The organism is Phaeobacter sp. 11ANDIMAR09 (assembly GCF_001294455.1).
GTDB lineage: Bacteria > Pseudomonadota > Alphaproteobacteria > Rhodobacterales > Rhodobacteraceae > Pseudophaeobacter.
In genome coordinates, this window is sequence record NZ_LIKT01000018.1 from 18,942 (window position 1) to 32,878 (window position 13,937).

Genomic DNA, 13,937 nt, shown 5'->3' on the forward strand with positions numbered 1-13,937 from the left:
CAAGAGGGCTCTACGGACCATATTCCACAAAGCAAATTGGAAAGCGGTCCTGTTCTTTTTCATCGATAAAACAGTTCCTATTCACTGACGCTTGGCACTCGAGAAAAAGGAAGCCAATTTCAGAAAGTCTAGCCGCCCGGAAGACCGGGCGACTGGTGCGATATGCGTATTAGCGTGTGTAGACAGCTGTAATGTCTGCGGAACCCAAAGAGTTCGCGCCGGTCATGAAGCCCACCAAAGCAGCGCTGGCGTTTTCGTCGAGGCCGAGGCTTTCAACGCCCAGAGCGTGAACGGTGAACTCATAGCGGTGTACTTCGCCTGGAGGAGGACATGCGCCGCCAAAGCCGGGGGCTCCAAAGTCAGTACGGCTCTGGACTGCTCCGTCAGGCATGTTGCCACCTTCGGAACCTGCGCCCTGTACCAACGAGTTCACGTCCGCAGGGATGTCAAAGGCAACCCAATGCCACCAGCCGGAGCCCGTCGGCGCGTCTGGGTCGTATGCAGTTATGACGAAGCTCTTGGTGCCTTCGGGAGCGTTGCTCCATTCCAGAGCGGGCGAAATGCTGTCGCCTCCACAGCCAAAGGCGTTCAAGACGAATGTGTTGTCGAGCTGCTGCCCTTCGGCGATGTCAGGGCTGGACAGGGTGAAAGCTTCGTCTGCAAAAGCCGGGGTAACGAGGGAAGCAACCAGTGCTACCGTTTTGATCAGGTGTTTCATTTTCGATCTCCATCAGAAGTATTTCGGATGATCGTTATGTGCCACTCAGGTCGCGCCTTATATCTCCGGAATCGATCAAGCTTTTACGCTATTCGCTCAAGTTGAGCTTCAGACGCCCTTAGTTTTCCCGGTGTGATATCGAATCGTGCTTTGAACGCTTCGCTAAGGCGCGATTGAGAGCTGAACCCACATTCAAAAGCGATCTCGGCCAACGAATGCTGTGTTGTTTGAATGCGCATCAACGCAAACGACAAGCGCACATCGCGCAGCATTTCGATGAAACCGGTGCCTTCCTTGCTGAGCGTCCGGCGCAATGTGGCTTCGCTCATACCAAGCTCTCGGGCGGCTTGCGGAGCCTTCCAACTGCGCTCCAGATCGCCCTCAAAGAGCATCCGCAACCGATCCTTCAGGCCTTCACAGCAGTGAACACGGTGCTCGGCACCCTGCAACTGCAGCCACATCAGCAATTCCTGCGTTCGGTAGGACAAAATGCCATCACAGAGATCGGGATCATCCAGGCTTGCGACAACGCGAGAGAAGGCGTCGTTGAAGCCGTTCGGCATGACCCCTTTTCTGATTTCGCGCGCAGTGCTTGGGTTTGGATGCCGTTGCAGGAAATCAGAGATAACACTGTCGTCAATCACCAGGCATTCCGAGAAGTAAAGACCAGTATCACCGATGATGTTCCCGATCGTCAGGTTTTCACCACGACGCAGATAGACAAACTCGCCTTGCTCAACCGTTGTCTCAGCACCCGCAAAGGTCCGGACTGTTTTCCGCCCGGAGCGGATGCGCAAGATGCAGGTTTTGGAGATGTGAAGTTGATGAAAATCGGCGCTGCAGCGTTGGCGGAATTCGACATACCCAACAGGCCGGTTCGTCATATATGTCTCGGGCAGATGTGAACCGTCCATTCAACTATCTCCTTGCAGCGCACACTGCCTTTTATTCGTACACTGATATCTCGACCAGGTTCTGATCCGGATCGCGTAGATACACGGAATTGATGGGTCCGGTTGCGCCTGTGCGCGGAACGATACCTTCTTCAACCTCGACGCCACAATTTTCGAGATGCGCGACAACTTCAGCAATCGGGACAGCCGAGATAAGGCAAAAGTCGCCGCTGCCCGGTGTCGGCGTCAGAGATTTGGGCTCAAATTCGTTGCCATGTTGGTGAAGGTTGATCTTCTGCGCCCCAAACGAAAGCGCCTTACGTCCTCCCGCAAACTCCGTCACTTCCATACCCAGAACCTTTGAATAGAAGTCACAGGTCGCATCGATCGAGGCGACTGTCAGGACGAAATGATCCACGCGATCAATTTGCATTGCTTGGTCTCCTTACTTTTGCAGACAAAATAGGTGTTTGCCCTCGTCCTAAACCATTGCTCAATGACGACAGACCCCATCTCAATCCCAGATGCCGGGACTAAGAGGCCTCGGGGAATTCACTGGTCAGATGGACCATGAGAGATCTAATGGGCCGCGACAGTGCTTCAGCATCACGCACGGCCACCTTCAACGTGCGTTCAGCCCAGTTATCCGCCACAGGGGCCATCCGCAGGTTAGAGGCCGTCAGGTACGGCTCCACGGCTCCAAGCGGTAATATCGCGATGCCAAGACCCGCTTCGACCATGCGTCGCACCCCATCGAAGCTGAGGACTTCAACCCGTGTTCTCAGCTCCAACTCCTGCTCTGCGGCGCGCTTCTCGATGAAGGCCTGCAGAGAGCTTCCCTTCTGAAGGCCGACAAGATCATGTGTTGAGAATTCGTTGAACGAAACTGGCCCATCTGTCCCAAGCGGATGACCTTTCGGCGTCAGGACAACAAGTGTATCCTTGCGATAGGTGAACACGTCGAGATCCGGGTTTGGGATCATGCCGGAGAAAATGCCGACATCTGCAATACCATCGCGGACGGCGGTTACGATTTCATCTGACGTTTGCTCGGTGAGATCGATCCGCATGTCGGGATGATCCGCGACAAACAACGCCAGATCCTCCGGCAAAAACTGTGTAATCGCAGACGTATTTGCCGCGATCCGCACAGTTCCACGCAAGCCTTGCGCAAAGTCGCTCATATGATCGTCGATACGATCTAACAGACGCTGCAGGTCTTTGGCATGGCGAAACATTTCTTCGCCGGCAGGCGTGAGGGCAACGCCTTTTTGCTGTCTGTAAAAAAGAGCAGTACCAACCTGGGCTTCAAAATCAGATATCCGCTTGCTGATGGCGGACGCGGCGATGTTCTCAGTTGCAGCGGCCTGCGCGATGCTCTTCGACGTAGCCACAGCCAGGAAGAGTTCGAGGGTAACGAGGTCAAATCTTTTCCGCATGGCTCAGGTACTCACTTATCTCAATGAGATTGCCGTCCGGATCGTACAAATACAGCGAAAGGATTGTGCCTTGAGCGCCGACGCGCTCCACCGGTCCTTCTTCTATGCGGAGACCTATCTCTTTTAAGCAGAATTCTACATCAGAAAGGCCTTGCTCGACCAGCAAACAAATATTTGCAGACCAAGACCTTCCAGCATTTTTGGGCGGCCCATAGTGCCGGTTGTTGGGCTGAAGGTTGAGCTTGCAGCGCCCGAACGTCGCTTCGACACGGCCATCATCCAACCGGTTGATCGCCATGCAAAGCCCGCCGCCATAAAAGGCGACGGACTTTTCGATGTCGGCGCAAGTGATCACTGCGTAATCCAGTGCTGCCCACGCGATACGATGTGGCTTCCCCATCAGAACAGGCTTGGCAGGATCAAGACAATCTGCGGGAAGAACAGCACCAGCAGGATGGTTGCAAGGATCGGGATCAAGAACGGCAGGACTGATAGAACCACCTTCTCAAACCGCATTCCTGTGATCGGAACCAGAATATAGAGAACCGTTCCGAATGGCGGTGTTATCACCCCGACCGATAGTGTGATGACCATGAACACGCCAAAAAACAGCGGGTCCACTCCCGATGCGGCGACGGCCGGGACCAAAATGGGTGTTAGGATTAACACGCTCTCGATCACCGACATGAAGCAGCCGACCAGGACGAAGAACACCATCAGGATCAGTAGAAGGATCGTCGTGTGCAGATCCATGGCGACCAGACCGGCAGCCAAAGCTTGCGGCACCTGCAGGCGCACCAGCAGCCAACCATAGAACCCTGAGATCGCGATGATCAGCAGAATGACGGCACTGAACTCCATGCTTTGCACAAAGACCTGGAACAGCTCTTTGATCTTTACATCGCGGTAGACAAACACACCGAGCGCGATCGCGTAGGCACAGGCCACAGCTCCGGCTTCGGTCGGTGAGAATATGCCACTCCATATGCCCCCCACGATGATTAACGGTGTCAGCATCGGAAGCACGGCCCGGTGGCCGGTTTCAAAAACCTCACGCGCTGTTGGCAGCGAGCGCGTCGGCATGTCGATCTTGTAAGACATGATGAACGTCGTCGCCATCAACAGCACAGCCATCAGCACACCAGGTACAAAGCCCGCAAGAAACAGATCTCCGACACTCACGTCTGCCTGCCAGCCATATACAAGCATGGCGACACTTGGCGGAATGATCGGACCGATCACGCTGGAAGCAGCTGTGATGCCAGTGCTGTACTTCAGGTCGTACCCTTTTTCCCGCATGGCGCGGATTTCCAGAGCGCCCAGACCCGCAGCGTCGGCGGACGCTGTGCCAGACATGCCAGCGAAAATCATTGAGGCTACCACGTTCACGTGTCCCAGCCCCCCACGCACAAACCCGACCATGACATTGGCAAAATCGAAAATCCGCGTTGTGGCACTTCCTCGGTTGAGCAGGTTTGCTGCAAGGATGAAGAGCGGGATCGCCAATAGTGGGAAACTGTTTAGCGTCTGCGTGATCTTCAGAGACATCAGCTCCACCGGCAAGCCACCGGATGCGGATGTCATCGCGAGAGCGAGAAGACAGGTTGCCCCTAGTGCAACAAAGACCGGCAGACCCAATGCCATAAAAAAGATCAGGCCACCAACAAATGGTAAAAAGATTTCCATGATCTCTACCCTTCCTGTTTTGGCTTGTCGAAAAACTCACCGACAAGACGGAGAAGGGATGCAAAGACCATGCCTGCGAAGGCGAGCAGCAGTCCCCCATAGTAAATCGAAAAACTCATTGAGAGAGCCGTTGTGCGGTTGTTGGCGCTCCGCTGCATCATCTCGGCAGCACCCCATGCCGCAAGCACAAGGAATACAATCGACAGGATTTGCAGAAAGAGCGCATAGCGCGAATGCCAGACGCCTTTTATGGCCATAGGCACCAGCTCAACGGAGATGTGGGCTCCGCGAGACCACGCGCCGATCGAGGCGAAGGCTACGGCGTAGATCGTGATCAGCGTGGCGATTTCTTCGAGCCATGGAACGGGAAAGCGAATGACATCGCGCGACAGGATCGACAGGACCAGCAATCCAACAAGCCCCATCAGCATGATGCCCGAGAACAGTTCTGTGATCTTTACCAACGTCTTTTCGACACGTCCCACGTTGCGTGTCGGGATCGCCGCAGCGTCCGTGTTTTCATGTTCAAGCTGCATGTGGTTCCCCCTGCGCTTATAAAAAAACGCCCGCCATAAAGACGGGCGTCCAGTTTCAGGGAGGTTACGAATTTGCAGCGATCGCGTTTTGTAGGTCTTCGATCACACCGTCAGCCAGTGATGACATTGCATTGTCGATAGCGGGCTGTGCCTTGGCCTTGAATGCAGCCACATCAGGCTCAACCACGGTCATGCCTTTTTTCTTGAGCTCTTCGAGATAGAACACATCCTTCTGCGCTTCGACAGCAGTGCCTTCAGTACGCGCAATTTCGACGGCTGCACGGACAACGGCCTGATCTTCATCGGATAGGCCCGAGAACCAGGAGTTCGATGCAACCCAATGCCATGGGAAATGCACGTGGCCGGTCATGATGAGATGCGATTGCACCTCATAGAGCTTGCGCGAGAATGGCGAGACGAGAGAGTTCTCATGGCCATCGACTTGACCAGTCTGCATTGCAAGGTAGATCTCCGTAGCGGGCACAACGACAGTTTGCGCGCCCAAACCGCTCCATACATCGACCCAGACAGGAATGCTCGGCAAACGCAGCCGGAACCCGTCGAGGTCGTCTGGCGTCGTAATGGCCTTGTTCGAGGTCATATGACGCGGTGCGCGCATCTGAGCCCCCATCTCTACGATGCCACCCTGATCAATGCCGCGCTGTTGCAAAGCATTGCCAGAGTCAGTGGCCATGAAAGCTTCGACAGCCGCGCCGTTCGGGAACAGGAACGGGATCGAGATCGGATCGTAGTCAGGTGCGTACTGAGCGCGCCAGTTGCCACCTGTCAGGGAGATTTGGGTCTCACCGATGTTCAGCAGTTCCAGGACAGCGTTTTCGCCGCCCAGCTGACCACTCAGGAATGGAACAACCTCAAACCGGCCCGGAGCCAGCTCCTCTAGCGCAGCCTTGAAGCGCGCGATACCCGCTTCTTCAGAACCGCCTGGTTTCATAGTTGTATTGACTTGAACTGTGATTTTGTTTTGAGCAAGAGCAGGTGTTGCCAGTGCGGCCGTTGCCGCAGCCAGAGATTTGAGCGCAGTGCGTCGTGTGAGTTTCATGGTTTCCTCCCGAGAATTCTGTGGTCCCAGAAGGATCAGGCGAAACATGTAATCTGCCCAGAATTGGTTCGATAACGGAGCCATCGCGTTTCGCGATGAACATAAGCTTTGTTTCATCCTCTTTGCTAAGGAGCCTTTAGGGGTCTTTCGCTTCTGGATTGGTTAAGCACACCTAGAATCATTAGAACCGGCGACTGACGGAGCTCTTCAAGAGCTTTGTGCTGGCTGGGCTTCGAGAATTTGTTGCGCGCGAGCAAGCACCGGCTTGTCAACCATCTGGCCACGAAACTGGAAGCTGCTTTTTTCAGTTTTAGAGGCTTGGAGAACAGCATTCGCCCATTCGAAGTCACTGGAACTCGGGGAAAATGCAGTATGAATAATGTTTGTTTGGCGCGGATGAATACACATCATGCCACCCATGCCAGACGCTCCCGCATGCTCTGCTGCACGTTGAAGTCCGATTTCGTCGTTCAAGTTCGTGAAGACACCATCTACCGGTGCAGGAAGACTGCCCAGCCGAGAATTTGACACAAGCATGAACCGGGCTGTGTCGAGTGTGGATTGGCTGGCAGCATGGGAAATATCCACCCCCAGATCCATGGATAAATCAATTGTACCAAGCAGAAGACGCCCAAGATTTTGCAAAGTCACGATTTCCCTTAGGTCGACGAGGCCCTGCACGGTTTCGATGAGTGGCCAGACAGGCGAATCCAACCTTCGTGTCAATTCCGAACAGCTCTTTGCATCGGCTTTGGGAAGTATGATGCCTGCCAGATTTTTGTGACTTGCCAGTGCGAGATCTTCATCGTGGAACTCGCTGTCTGTGCCATTGATCCGGACCAGTATGTCCTGGCCGACCACCTTGTCCAGAAAGCTTCTCGCATGATAGCGTGCTTTCACTTTGGTCTCGGGTGACACCGCATCCTCAAGGTCAATGATAATGGCATGGGCACCTGCGGCTGCCGCTTTGGCAAAACGCTCTGGCCGGTCCCCGGGAACGAAGAGAAAGCTGCGGGCTGACTTTAGATTAGGCATCAGATCACCCTTTCATTTTGCAATCTTGAGATTTCACTGCCTGAGTAGCCAAGCTCTGCAAGGAGATCAGCGGAGTGTTCACCAAGCGCAGGTACGGCATCCATACGGGGCTCTGATCCAATTCCACCTGGGGGAAGCAACGCAGGAATTGACCCCTTTGGTGTTTGCACCTCGCGCCAACGATTGCGGGCTTCAAATTGCACATGATGCCAGACGTCGGACATGTCATTCATGTTCGCATTGGCGATACTGGCCCGGTCCAACCGCTCGATCACAGCTTCGGTTGTCAGATCATCGAAACTGGATGTGATGATCTGGGTAAGGGCGATCTTGTTCTCGGCGCGCAGGCTGTTCGATGAAAATCGCGAGTCTGTTGCAAGTCCCGGTGCTTCAAGGACCACGTCACAAAAGGCTTTCCATTCGCGTTCATTCTGTAAGCCCAGAATGACCGTGCGCCTGTCCCCGACCGCAAAGGGACCATAAGGGAAAATCGTGGCATGGCTGGCACCGGCACGCGCAGGAGGTTCAGCCCCCTCATAGGCGTAGTAGAGCGGATAACTCATCCATTCTGTCATCGCATCCAGCATCGACAGATCAATCTCGCAGCCCTTTCTGGTTTTTTCACGCTGCATGAGCGCTGTCAGGATGTTCGTATAAGCGTACATTCCGGCCGCAATATCCGCGATTGAGATTCCGGCTTTGCTTGGACAATTCGGTGTGCCGGTCGTGGTCACAAAACCGGATTCAGACTGAATCAGCAGATCGTAGGCCTTGCGGTTCTCGTCCGGCCCACCTCTGCCGTATCCAGAGATGTTACAAACTATGACACCGGAGTTGGTCTTGGATAGATCTTCGTACCCAAGACCGAGGCGCGCAGCTGCGCCAGGTGCGAGGTTTTGCACAACAACATCAGCCTTTGTGACCAGCTTTTGCAGGATGTCGGCCCCGTCAGAGTGTTTGACATCCAGCGTCAGGCTTTCTTTGGACCGGTTTGTCCAGACGAAATGCGAGGCCATGCCGTTTACGCGGGTGTCGTAGCTGCGCGCAAAATCCCCAACGCCAGGTCGCTCAACTTTGATCACGCGCGCGCCCATATCAGCAAGCTGGCGGGTTGCGAATGGAGCCGCGATCGCATGTTCAAGGCTGACGACTGTAATTCCTTCAAGTGGGAGCATTAGAATGACCTCGGCAGGCCGAGAACATGCTCGGCAACATATGACAGGATGAGATTGGTGGAGATTGGAGCGACCTGATAAAGCCGGGTTTCGCGGAATTTGCGCTCCACGTCGTATTCGTTGGCAAAACCGAACCCGCCATGGAATTGCAGACACGCGTTGGCCGCTTCCCAGCTGGCCTTCGCTGCCAGATATTTGGCCATGTTGGCCTCAGACCCGCAGGGCAGGCCCGCATCAAAGAGCTGGCAGGCGCGGAACCGCATAAGGTTGGCGGCTTCCAGTTCTATTTTTGCTTCTGCAATCGGGAACTGGACGCCCTGGTTTTGACCGATCGGCCTGCCAAAAACCTCCCGCTCTTTGACATAGGCGCTCACTTTTTCGATGAACCAGTAGCCATCACCGATACCCTCGGCGGCGATCAACGTGCGTTCTGCATTGAGCCCGTCCAGTATGTAACGAAACCCCATGCCTTCTTCGCCTATCAGGTTCTCAGCAGGGATCTCCAGATCATCAAAGAAAAGCTCATTGGTCTCGTGGTTGACCATGTTGGGAATAGGGTTCACTTCCATGCCGTTGCCGATGGCATCTTTGAGTTCGATCATGAAGATCGACATGCCTAGCGACTTTTTCGTGACCTGATCAATCGGCGTGGTGCGTGCCAGCAGGATCATCAGATCGGAATGTTGCACCCGGCTGATCCAGACCTTCTGACCGTTTATAACGTAGCGATCTCCTTTTTTGACCGCGGTCGTCTTGATCTTGGTGGTATCCGTGCCGGTTGTGGGTTCGGTCACTCCCATCGATTGCAGCCGCAATTCACCACTGGCGATCCGGGGCAGATATCGCTGCTTTTGCACGTCCGAGCCATGGCGCAGCAGGGTCCCCATATTGTACATCTGGCCGTGACACGCGCCGGAGTTGCCTCCTGACCTGTTGATCTCTTCCATGATGACGCTCGCCTCGGTGAGGCCAAGGCCCGAGCCGCCATAGTCTTCCGGGATCATGGCGGCAAGCCAACCCGCCTCTGTCAGGGCGTTGACAAAATCCACTGGATAGCCACGCTGTTCATCTATTTTCCGGTGATATTCTGGTGGAAATGTGGCGCAAAGTGCCCGAACGGCTTCACGGATCTCTGTGTGGTCAAAATTCATATGACACCTCAAGCAATCGTTGCTTTGGCGTTCATGGCAAGCGCGCCATCCTGCCGACGCGCCCAGAGATGGAAGGTTTTTCCATCCTTGTCAGCAGCGCCATGGACCGAGAATTTTTCAGTGTCGAAGATTGTCGACATCGCGCGGAACTCGAAGCTCTTGACTGTCGCGTCCGGTTTTTCGCGGCGCAGCAGGTCAAGAAGTAACGTTGCCAGTAGCGGTCCGTGAACGACAAGCCCAGCGTAGTCTTCTGAATTCACACAGAACGGCTGATCGTAGTGAATCCGGTGGCCATTGAACGTCAGAGCGGAGTAACGGAACAAGAGAACCGGATCAGGATTGATGTCGCGGGAGAAATCGGAAGCGCTCGGGGCTTGCAGTGGTGTCAGGGCCGGGGCACCCGCTTTCGGTTCCTCGCGATAAACAATGTCATGCTCTTCATCGATGCCAAGCGTGCCGCCGTCAAAAACCTGGTGGCCAACGGTGACAAAGACCAGCTGACCGGATCGCCCGGATTTGGTCTTCACCGATTTGATTGTCGAAATCTTCTTGAGCTCTTTACCAATTCGCATCGGAGCATGGAAATGCAGTCGGCTTCCTGCCCACATCCGACGTGGCAAAGGCACCGGGGGAAGGAAACTGCCAAGGGCAGCATGACCATCATACCCAGCGTCGGACAGTTTGAAAACTGGCAGGAAATGCAACCAGTGCCAAAGTGGTGGCAGTGCGGTCAGGGTTTCGTAAACAGGATCGTCACGATCAAGTGTCGCCGCCAATGCGTTCGCTGGGAATGGCGCGATACGCTCAATCCTATGTTCTGATTTTCCCACCCATTCCTGGAGTTGGTCCTGTTGCATGGTAACCTCGACTTCAGTTTCACAGGAGGTTTACACAGTTCTCGCCTTCAGAAAATTCGCATATAAATAAGACCGCGTTCGTGTTAGGTGAACGCCATGAACCTTGAACTCATCGATCTGAAGCTCTTTGTATGCATTGCCGAATGTGGAAATCTTACACATGGAGCCGAAAAAGCATTTCTGTCGCCACCGGCAGCCAGTGCCCGTATAAAATCGCTCGAACAGGAAACCGGGCAGCAATTGTTCTTACGAAGCAACAAAGGCGTCACGCTGACCGATGCAGGCAAGGTGTTCTTACGTCAGGCGCGTTTGGTTCTCCGTCAAGTCGATTTTCTGATCGAGGAAATGATCAACCCGGATTCCGGCCATATTCGAATCTCGGCAAACACCACTGCATTGACTGAGTTCTTGCCAGAAACGCTGGCGCATTTTTTGTCAAAATGGCCGGGAGTTACGGTAGATTTACAGGAACGTCTGACACGTGACATTGTTCGCTCAGTTGCAGATGGAACATCCGATCTCGGAATAATTTCCGGTGACCCAAAGACGGATGACCTGGACATTATTCCATTCTCAACTGACAGATTAATGCTCGCAACGTCAGCTCATCATCCACTGTCCAAATCCGACGGCGTGATGTTCAGAGATACCTTGAGTTACGAGCATATTTCGCTGCACGAGGGCAGTACGCTTCTTGATTTTCTAAGGCGGCAATTTCGGCGAAGCGGGTACGAAAAACACCTTCGTTTACAGGTGCGGAGTTTTGAAGCTATGTGCCGCCTTATTGAGGCTGGAGTCGGGATAGGTATCGTCCCGGAATCAGCAGCTAATCGTCACAGAAAGACGATGAACATCGCCTTGTTGAATCTGCAAGATGACTGGTCAATCCGTACCCGATCTGTCCTCGTTAGAGATCGGACCAACTTACCGCCCGCAGCACGCGCGCTCGTTGATATGTTAGTTGAGTCGAGTCCAGGTGGTGAGAGATTGATGATGGAAGATTCTGCTTCAAGCGCGAGTCCTTAGTTTTTCTGAGGAGTTAGAAGAACTAACTCATAGTCCGGTGGAAGCCCCTTGTCGGGAAGATTAGGAAACTTGAGTGCCCCAAATTGGAACCACTACATTCCAGTATGGTGGCTCGGGTCCATTATGGGGAGCATCAAAAACTGGTAGTGAATCCCCCAGCAAGTTTCCGCAAACAATCCGGTCGCGGCTTTCTCCCTTAAAAGCCAGACTAGATATGTTCTTAAGCCTCTCGGCAGGCGAACTATCAAAGTGCGTTCGATCCATCGTGTGATCATCGAGCGCTGCTTCAACACTTTCCACCCAAGCTTTGTCGCGTTCCCCGACAACCAGGGTGGGGACTGCTTCCGGATCAATGTGATAAAGCTCGCTCGATACAATACAGGCCGCGTAAAGCCCGCCAGCGCCGTCCAGTTCGATACCATCCACGAACGTGCCAGGCCCGAATTGGAGGAAAAGTTCCGGCTCACCACGCACACCCTTTTCATCGAGGCGCACGCGCGTGATCTTCTGACCAAAGGTTTCCGCGATGTAGAGCCACCCGTTTCCATAGTCGGGACGCAGTTCGTTGGTGTAGTGCAGCCCTTGCAAGACAATCGAAAAGGAATTGTCGGAATTGATCAGCCCGACATAACCGTTCTTCACATTACGCCGATAGGCCCGTGAGCGCGGCCGCAGCTTCGATGAGACCGTCACCCAGGTTTTGCCAAGTTCATCGACATAGACAAAGTTCGCCGGTGGAAGCGCGTCTTCTCTGGCAGCGATGGGATGTGGTCTCACACCATCAGCATCCAGCTCCAAGATACCCCCTGCATCAGAGATGTTGGCAATGAGGAACGAGCCGTCTTGCCGTAGCGCAATCCCGTTTGGCACGACCGGCATTCCGCCAAACTCGGTGTCGCCTTGCAACAGGAACTGGCGACCATCCGGACAAATCCGCATTACGCCAGCCCCTTTATGCGAGCAAAAAATGTCGCCAGAACGGGTCGCAAGCACACATTCCGGACGGCTCAAACCTTTGCCGATATAGGATATGCTTGGTTCGTTGGTCATGCCGGGAGGTTCTTCGAAATGCTCGCTTCGACTTCACGCCGCAAACGATAGGCGTCCGTGTTCGTATCTGCTTGCACGTCACTCCATTTGACCGGCTGACCTTCAGGAATATCTCTGATCAATGTGACATTGTGCGCAAGACCGAGTGGAACGTAGCCCTCAGCAACAGAAATCGATGCTGGGCGAAGACCACCGGCCACGGTGTATCCACCCTCGCCATCAAGGATTTCGCCCTTTTTTAACTCTCGCTTCGAGACGGCCGCAACATCGGCCCGGAATTCATGCGCCGCCCCTGTGGGCTCCTTGCGAATGCCAACAGATGCGACCGAGATCCCGAGTTCCAGCCCGATCAGATGCCAGCGCTTGTAGTTGCACATGTAGCGACCGCTATCATCGGTCACGACCTTGTACTCTTCAAAGCAGTTGCGCAGGTATTCGGTGTCCCCTTCAAAGCAGACCCAAACGCCCTTCCGGATGTCATGCGGGATCTGCTCGCCTTCTGGCGTCAGACAAGAGATGACATCGACCATGCCTTTGTGATCCAGCACACCGCCTTCTGAGCGCGGCCGCGCCAGATTTGGAACGTCATCGATCCCACCCGAAGGGAAGACCAGGCCATTTTCAGGGGCGTCCAACCCACACACATTGGCGATGGCTGCACTTTCAATGGCTGGCTTCGAGCCGTCCAAAAACGCATTGAACATTTTGGGGTTCAACCGACCGCGCTCGGCTTGCTCTTTCGTCAGACCCCAATGATCCCACACAGTGTCAGGCGTCGATTGCCGGTAATGCGGCATCCACTTGTGGCCTCGGCCAGCCGCAACGACGCTGAAACCGCAGCCCCGCGCCCAATCAACCAGGTCACTGGCAAGCGCCGGTTGATCCCCATATGCCATACTGTAGATCACACCCTCTTCCTTGGCCTTGTTTGCCAGGCCCGGCCCGACAAAGGCATCTGCTTCAACTGTTACATTGATGATGTGCTTACCGTTCTCGAACGCCTTGAGACAATGCGAGACGGCCGCGATCGGGTTCCCGGTGCATTCAATGATGATTTCAATATCCCGGTGCGCTGTAAGCGCTTCCCAATCATCGCCGACAAAGGTTGCGCCAGATGTTGCCGCATCATCCAGGCTGGCCGCTGAGTAGGCCGCTGCATCCCAACCAACGAGCTTCATGTTGGACTTGGCCGCATCAGGACGCAGATCGACGACACCAACGATATGAATCCCCTTCAATCGAAGTGCCTGCGCAAGAAACATCGTGCCAAACTTGCCCGCGCCAATCATGCCAACACGGACCGGTTGCCCG

Annotated in this window: 15 protein-coding genes; 1 reads left to right on the top strand and 14 read right to left on the bottom strand. The window is 54.4% G+C overall.

Going from position 1 to position 13,937, the window contains the following annotated elements; genetic code table 11:
* Positions 1-169: 169 nt before the first annotated feature.
* The 12 genes from AN476_RS14805 to AN476_RS14860 all read right to left on the bottom strand — a co-directional run bounded on the left by AN476_RS14805 (position 170) and on the right by AN476_RS14860 (position 10,550).
* A complete protein-coding gene (locus tag AN476_RS14805; RefSeq protein WP_054462376.1) occupies positions 170-718 on the bottom strand; it encodes a YbhB/YbcL family Raf kinase inhibitor-like protein in 549 nt (182 codons plus the stop codon).
* A gap of 83 nt (positions 719-801) precedes the next feature.
* Complete coding sequence (locus AN476_RS14810; protein ID WP_054462377.1) at positions 802-1,632, bottom strand: AraC family transcriptional regulator; 831 nt, start codon at positions 1,630-1,632, stop codon at positions 802-804.
* A 31-nt stretch (positions 1,633-1,663) separates the two neighbouring features.
* Entirely contained in the window at positions 1,664-2,044 is a 381-nt protein-coding gene (locus AN476_RS14815) for a VOC family protein (RefSeq protein ID WP_054462378.1), read from the bottom strand.
* Positions 2,045-2,144: 100 nt separating this feature from the next.
* Positions 2,145-3,050 carry a LysR family transcriptional regulator gene (locus AN476_RS14820; RefSeq protein WP_054462379.1) on the bottom strand — a complete coding sequence of 302 codons (906 nt, stop codon included), beginning with the start codon at positions 3,048-3,050 and terminating at the stop codon, positions 2,145-2,147.
* Positions 3,034-3,450 (bottom strand): VOC family protein, encoded by a 417-nt coding sequence (locus AN476_RS14825; protein ID WP_054462380.1) that lies wholly within the window; start codon positions 3,448-3,450, stop codon positions 3,034-3,036. The genes AN476_RS14820 and AN476_RS14825 overlap by 17 nt, the downstream gene beginning before the upstream one ends.
* A complete protein-coding gene (locus AN476_RS14830) occupies positions 3,450-4,736 on the bottom strand; it encodes a TRAP transporter large permease (RefSeq protein ID WP_172684836.1) in 1,287 nt (428 codons plus the stop codon). Before AN476_RS14830 ends, AN476_RS14825 begins: the two co-directional genes overlap by 1 nt.
* 5 nt (positions 4,737-4,741) lie before the next feature.
* On the bottom strand, positions 4,742-5,272 hold the full coding sequence (locus AN476_RS14835; protein ID WP_054462382.1) for a TRAP transporter small permease: 531 nt from the start codon (positions 5,270-5,272) through the stop codon (positions 4,742-4,744).
* Between the two features lie 64 nt (positions 5,273-5,336).
* A complete protein-coding gene (locus tag AN476_RS14840; protein ID WP_083464356.1) occupies positions 5,337-6,332 on the bottom strand; it encodes a TRAP transporter substrate-binding protein in 996 nt (331 codons plus the stop codon).
* A 207-nt stretch (positions 6,333-6,539) separates the two neighbouring features.
* A complete protein-coding gene (locus AN476_RS14845) occupies positions 6,540-7,367 on the bottom strand; it encodes a CoA ester lyase (protein ID WP_054462383.1) in 828 nt (275 codons plus the stop codon).
* Positions 7,367-8,542 carry a CaiB/BaiF CoA-transferase family protein gene (locus AN476_RS14850; protein WP_054462384.1) on the bottom strand — a complete coding sequence of 392 codons (1,176 nt, stop codon included), beginning with the start codon at positions 8,540-8,542 and terminating at the stop codon, positions 7,367-7,369. Before AN476_RS14850 ends, AN476_RS14845 begins: the two co-directional genes overlap by 1 nt.
* Complete coding sequence (locus AN476_RS14855) at positions 8,542-9,693, bottom strand: acyl-CoA dehydrogenase family protein (RefSeq protein WP_054462385.1); 1,152 nt, start codon at positions 9,691-9,693, stop codon at positions 8,542-8,544. Before AN476_RS14855 ends, AN476_RS14850 begins: the two co-directional genes overlap by 1 nt.
* Before the next feature lie 8 nt (positions 9,694-9,701).
* Positions 9,702-10,550 carry a MaoC family dehydratase N-terminal domain-containing protein gene (locus tag AN476_RS14860; protein WP_054462386.1) on the bottom strand — a complete coding sequence of 283 codons (849 nt, stop codon included), beginning with the start codon at positions 10,548-10,550 and terminating at the stop codon, positions 9,702-9,704.
* Between the two features lie 96 nt (positions 10,551-10,646).
* On the opposite strand from AN476_RS14860, the gene AN476_RS14865 reads away from it, so the two are divergent.
* A complete protein-coding gene (locus AN476_RS14865) occupies positions 10,647-11,576 on the top strand; it encodes a LysR substrate-binding domain-containing protein (protein ID WP_054462387.1) in 930 nt (309 codons plus the stop codon).
* A 60-nt stretch (positions 11,577-11,636) separates the two neighbouring features.
* Here the strand turns inward: AN476_RS14865 and AN476_RS14870 are convergent, their stop codons facing one another.
* Both AN476_RS14870 and AN476_RS14875 read right to left on the bottom strand, forming a co-directional pair.
* Entirely contained in the window at positions 11,637-12,626 is a 990-nt protein-coding gene (locus AN476_RS14870) for an SMP-30/gluconolactonase/LRE family protein (RefSeq protein WP_054462388.1), read from the bottom strand.
* Positions 12,623-13,915 (bottom strand): NAD(P)H-dependent oxidoreductase, encoded by a 1,293-nt coding sequence (locus AN476_RS14875; protein ID WP_253279908.1) that lies wholly within the window; start codon positions 13,913-13,915, stop codon positions 12,623-12,625. Before AN476_RS14875 ends, AN476_RS14870 begins: the two co-directional genes overlap by 4 nt.
* Positions 13,916-13,937 lie beyond the last annotated feature (22 nt).

Bases quoted from the DNA above. Each gene is read 5' to 3' on its own strand.
- AN476_RS14835 (WP_054462382.1), bottom strand. From the start codon at position 5,272: ATGCAGCTTGAACATGAAAACACGGACGCTGCGGCGATCCCGACACGC.
- AN476_RS14830 (WP_172684836.1), bottom strand. From the start codon at position 4,736: ATGGAAATCTTTTTACCATTTGTTGGTGGCCTGATCTTTTTTATGGCA.
- AN476_RS14860 (WP_054462386.1), bottom strand. From the start codon at position 10,550: ATGCAACAGGACCAACTCCAGGAATGGGTGGGAAAATCAGAACATAGG.
- AN476_RS14870 (WP_054462388.1), bottom strand. From the start codon at position 12,626: ATGACCAACGAACCAAGCATATCCTATATCGGCAAAGGTTTGAGCCGT.
- AN476_RS14850 (WP_054462384.1), bottom strand. From the start codon at position 8,542: ATGCTCCCACTTGAAGGAATTACAGTCGTCAGCCTTGAACATGCGATC.
- AN476_RS14825 (WP_054462380.1), bottom strand. From the start codon at position 3,450: ATGGGGAAGCCACATCGTATCGCGTGGGCAGCACTGGATTACGCAGTG.
- AN476_RS14845 (WP_054462383.1), bottom strand. From the start codon at position 7,367: ATGCCTAATCTAAAGTCAGCCCGCAGCTTTCTCTTCGTTCCCGGGGAC.
- AN476_RS14865 (WP_054462387.1), top strand. From the start codon at position 10,647: ATGAACCTTGAACTCATCGATCTGAAGCTCTTTGTATGCATTGCCGAA.
- AN476_RS14815 (WP_054462378.1), bottom strand. From the start codon at position 2,044: ATGCAAATTGATCGCGTGGATCATTTCGTCCTGACAGTCGCCTCGATC.
- AN476_RS14810 (WP_054462377.1), bottom strand. From the start codon at position 1,632: ATGGACGGTTCACATCTGCCCGAGACATATATGACGAACCGGCCTGTT.
- AN476_RS14855 (WP_054462385.1), bottom strand. From the start codon at position 9,693: ATGAATTTTGACCACACAGAGATCCGTGAAGCCGTTCGGGCACTTTGC.
- AN476_RS14875 (WP_253279908.1), bottom strand. From the start codon at position 13,915: ATGATTGGCGCGGGCAAGTTTGGCACGATGTTTCTTGCGCAGGCACTT.
- AN476_RS14840 (WP_083464356.1), bottom strand. From the start codon at position 6,332: ATGAAACTCACACGACGCACTGCGCTCAAATCTCTGGCTGCGGCAACG.
- AN476_RS14805 (WP_054462376.1), bottom strand. From the start codon at position 718: ATGAAACACCTGATCAAAACGGTAGCACTGGTTGCTTCCCTCGTTACC.
- AN476_RS14820 (WP_054462379.1), bottom strand. From the start codon at position 3,050: ATGCGGAAAAGATTTGACCTCGTTACCCTCGAACTCTTCCTGGCTGTG.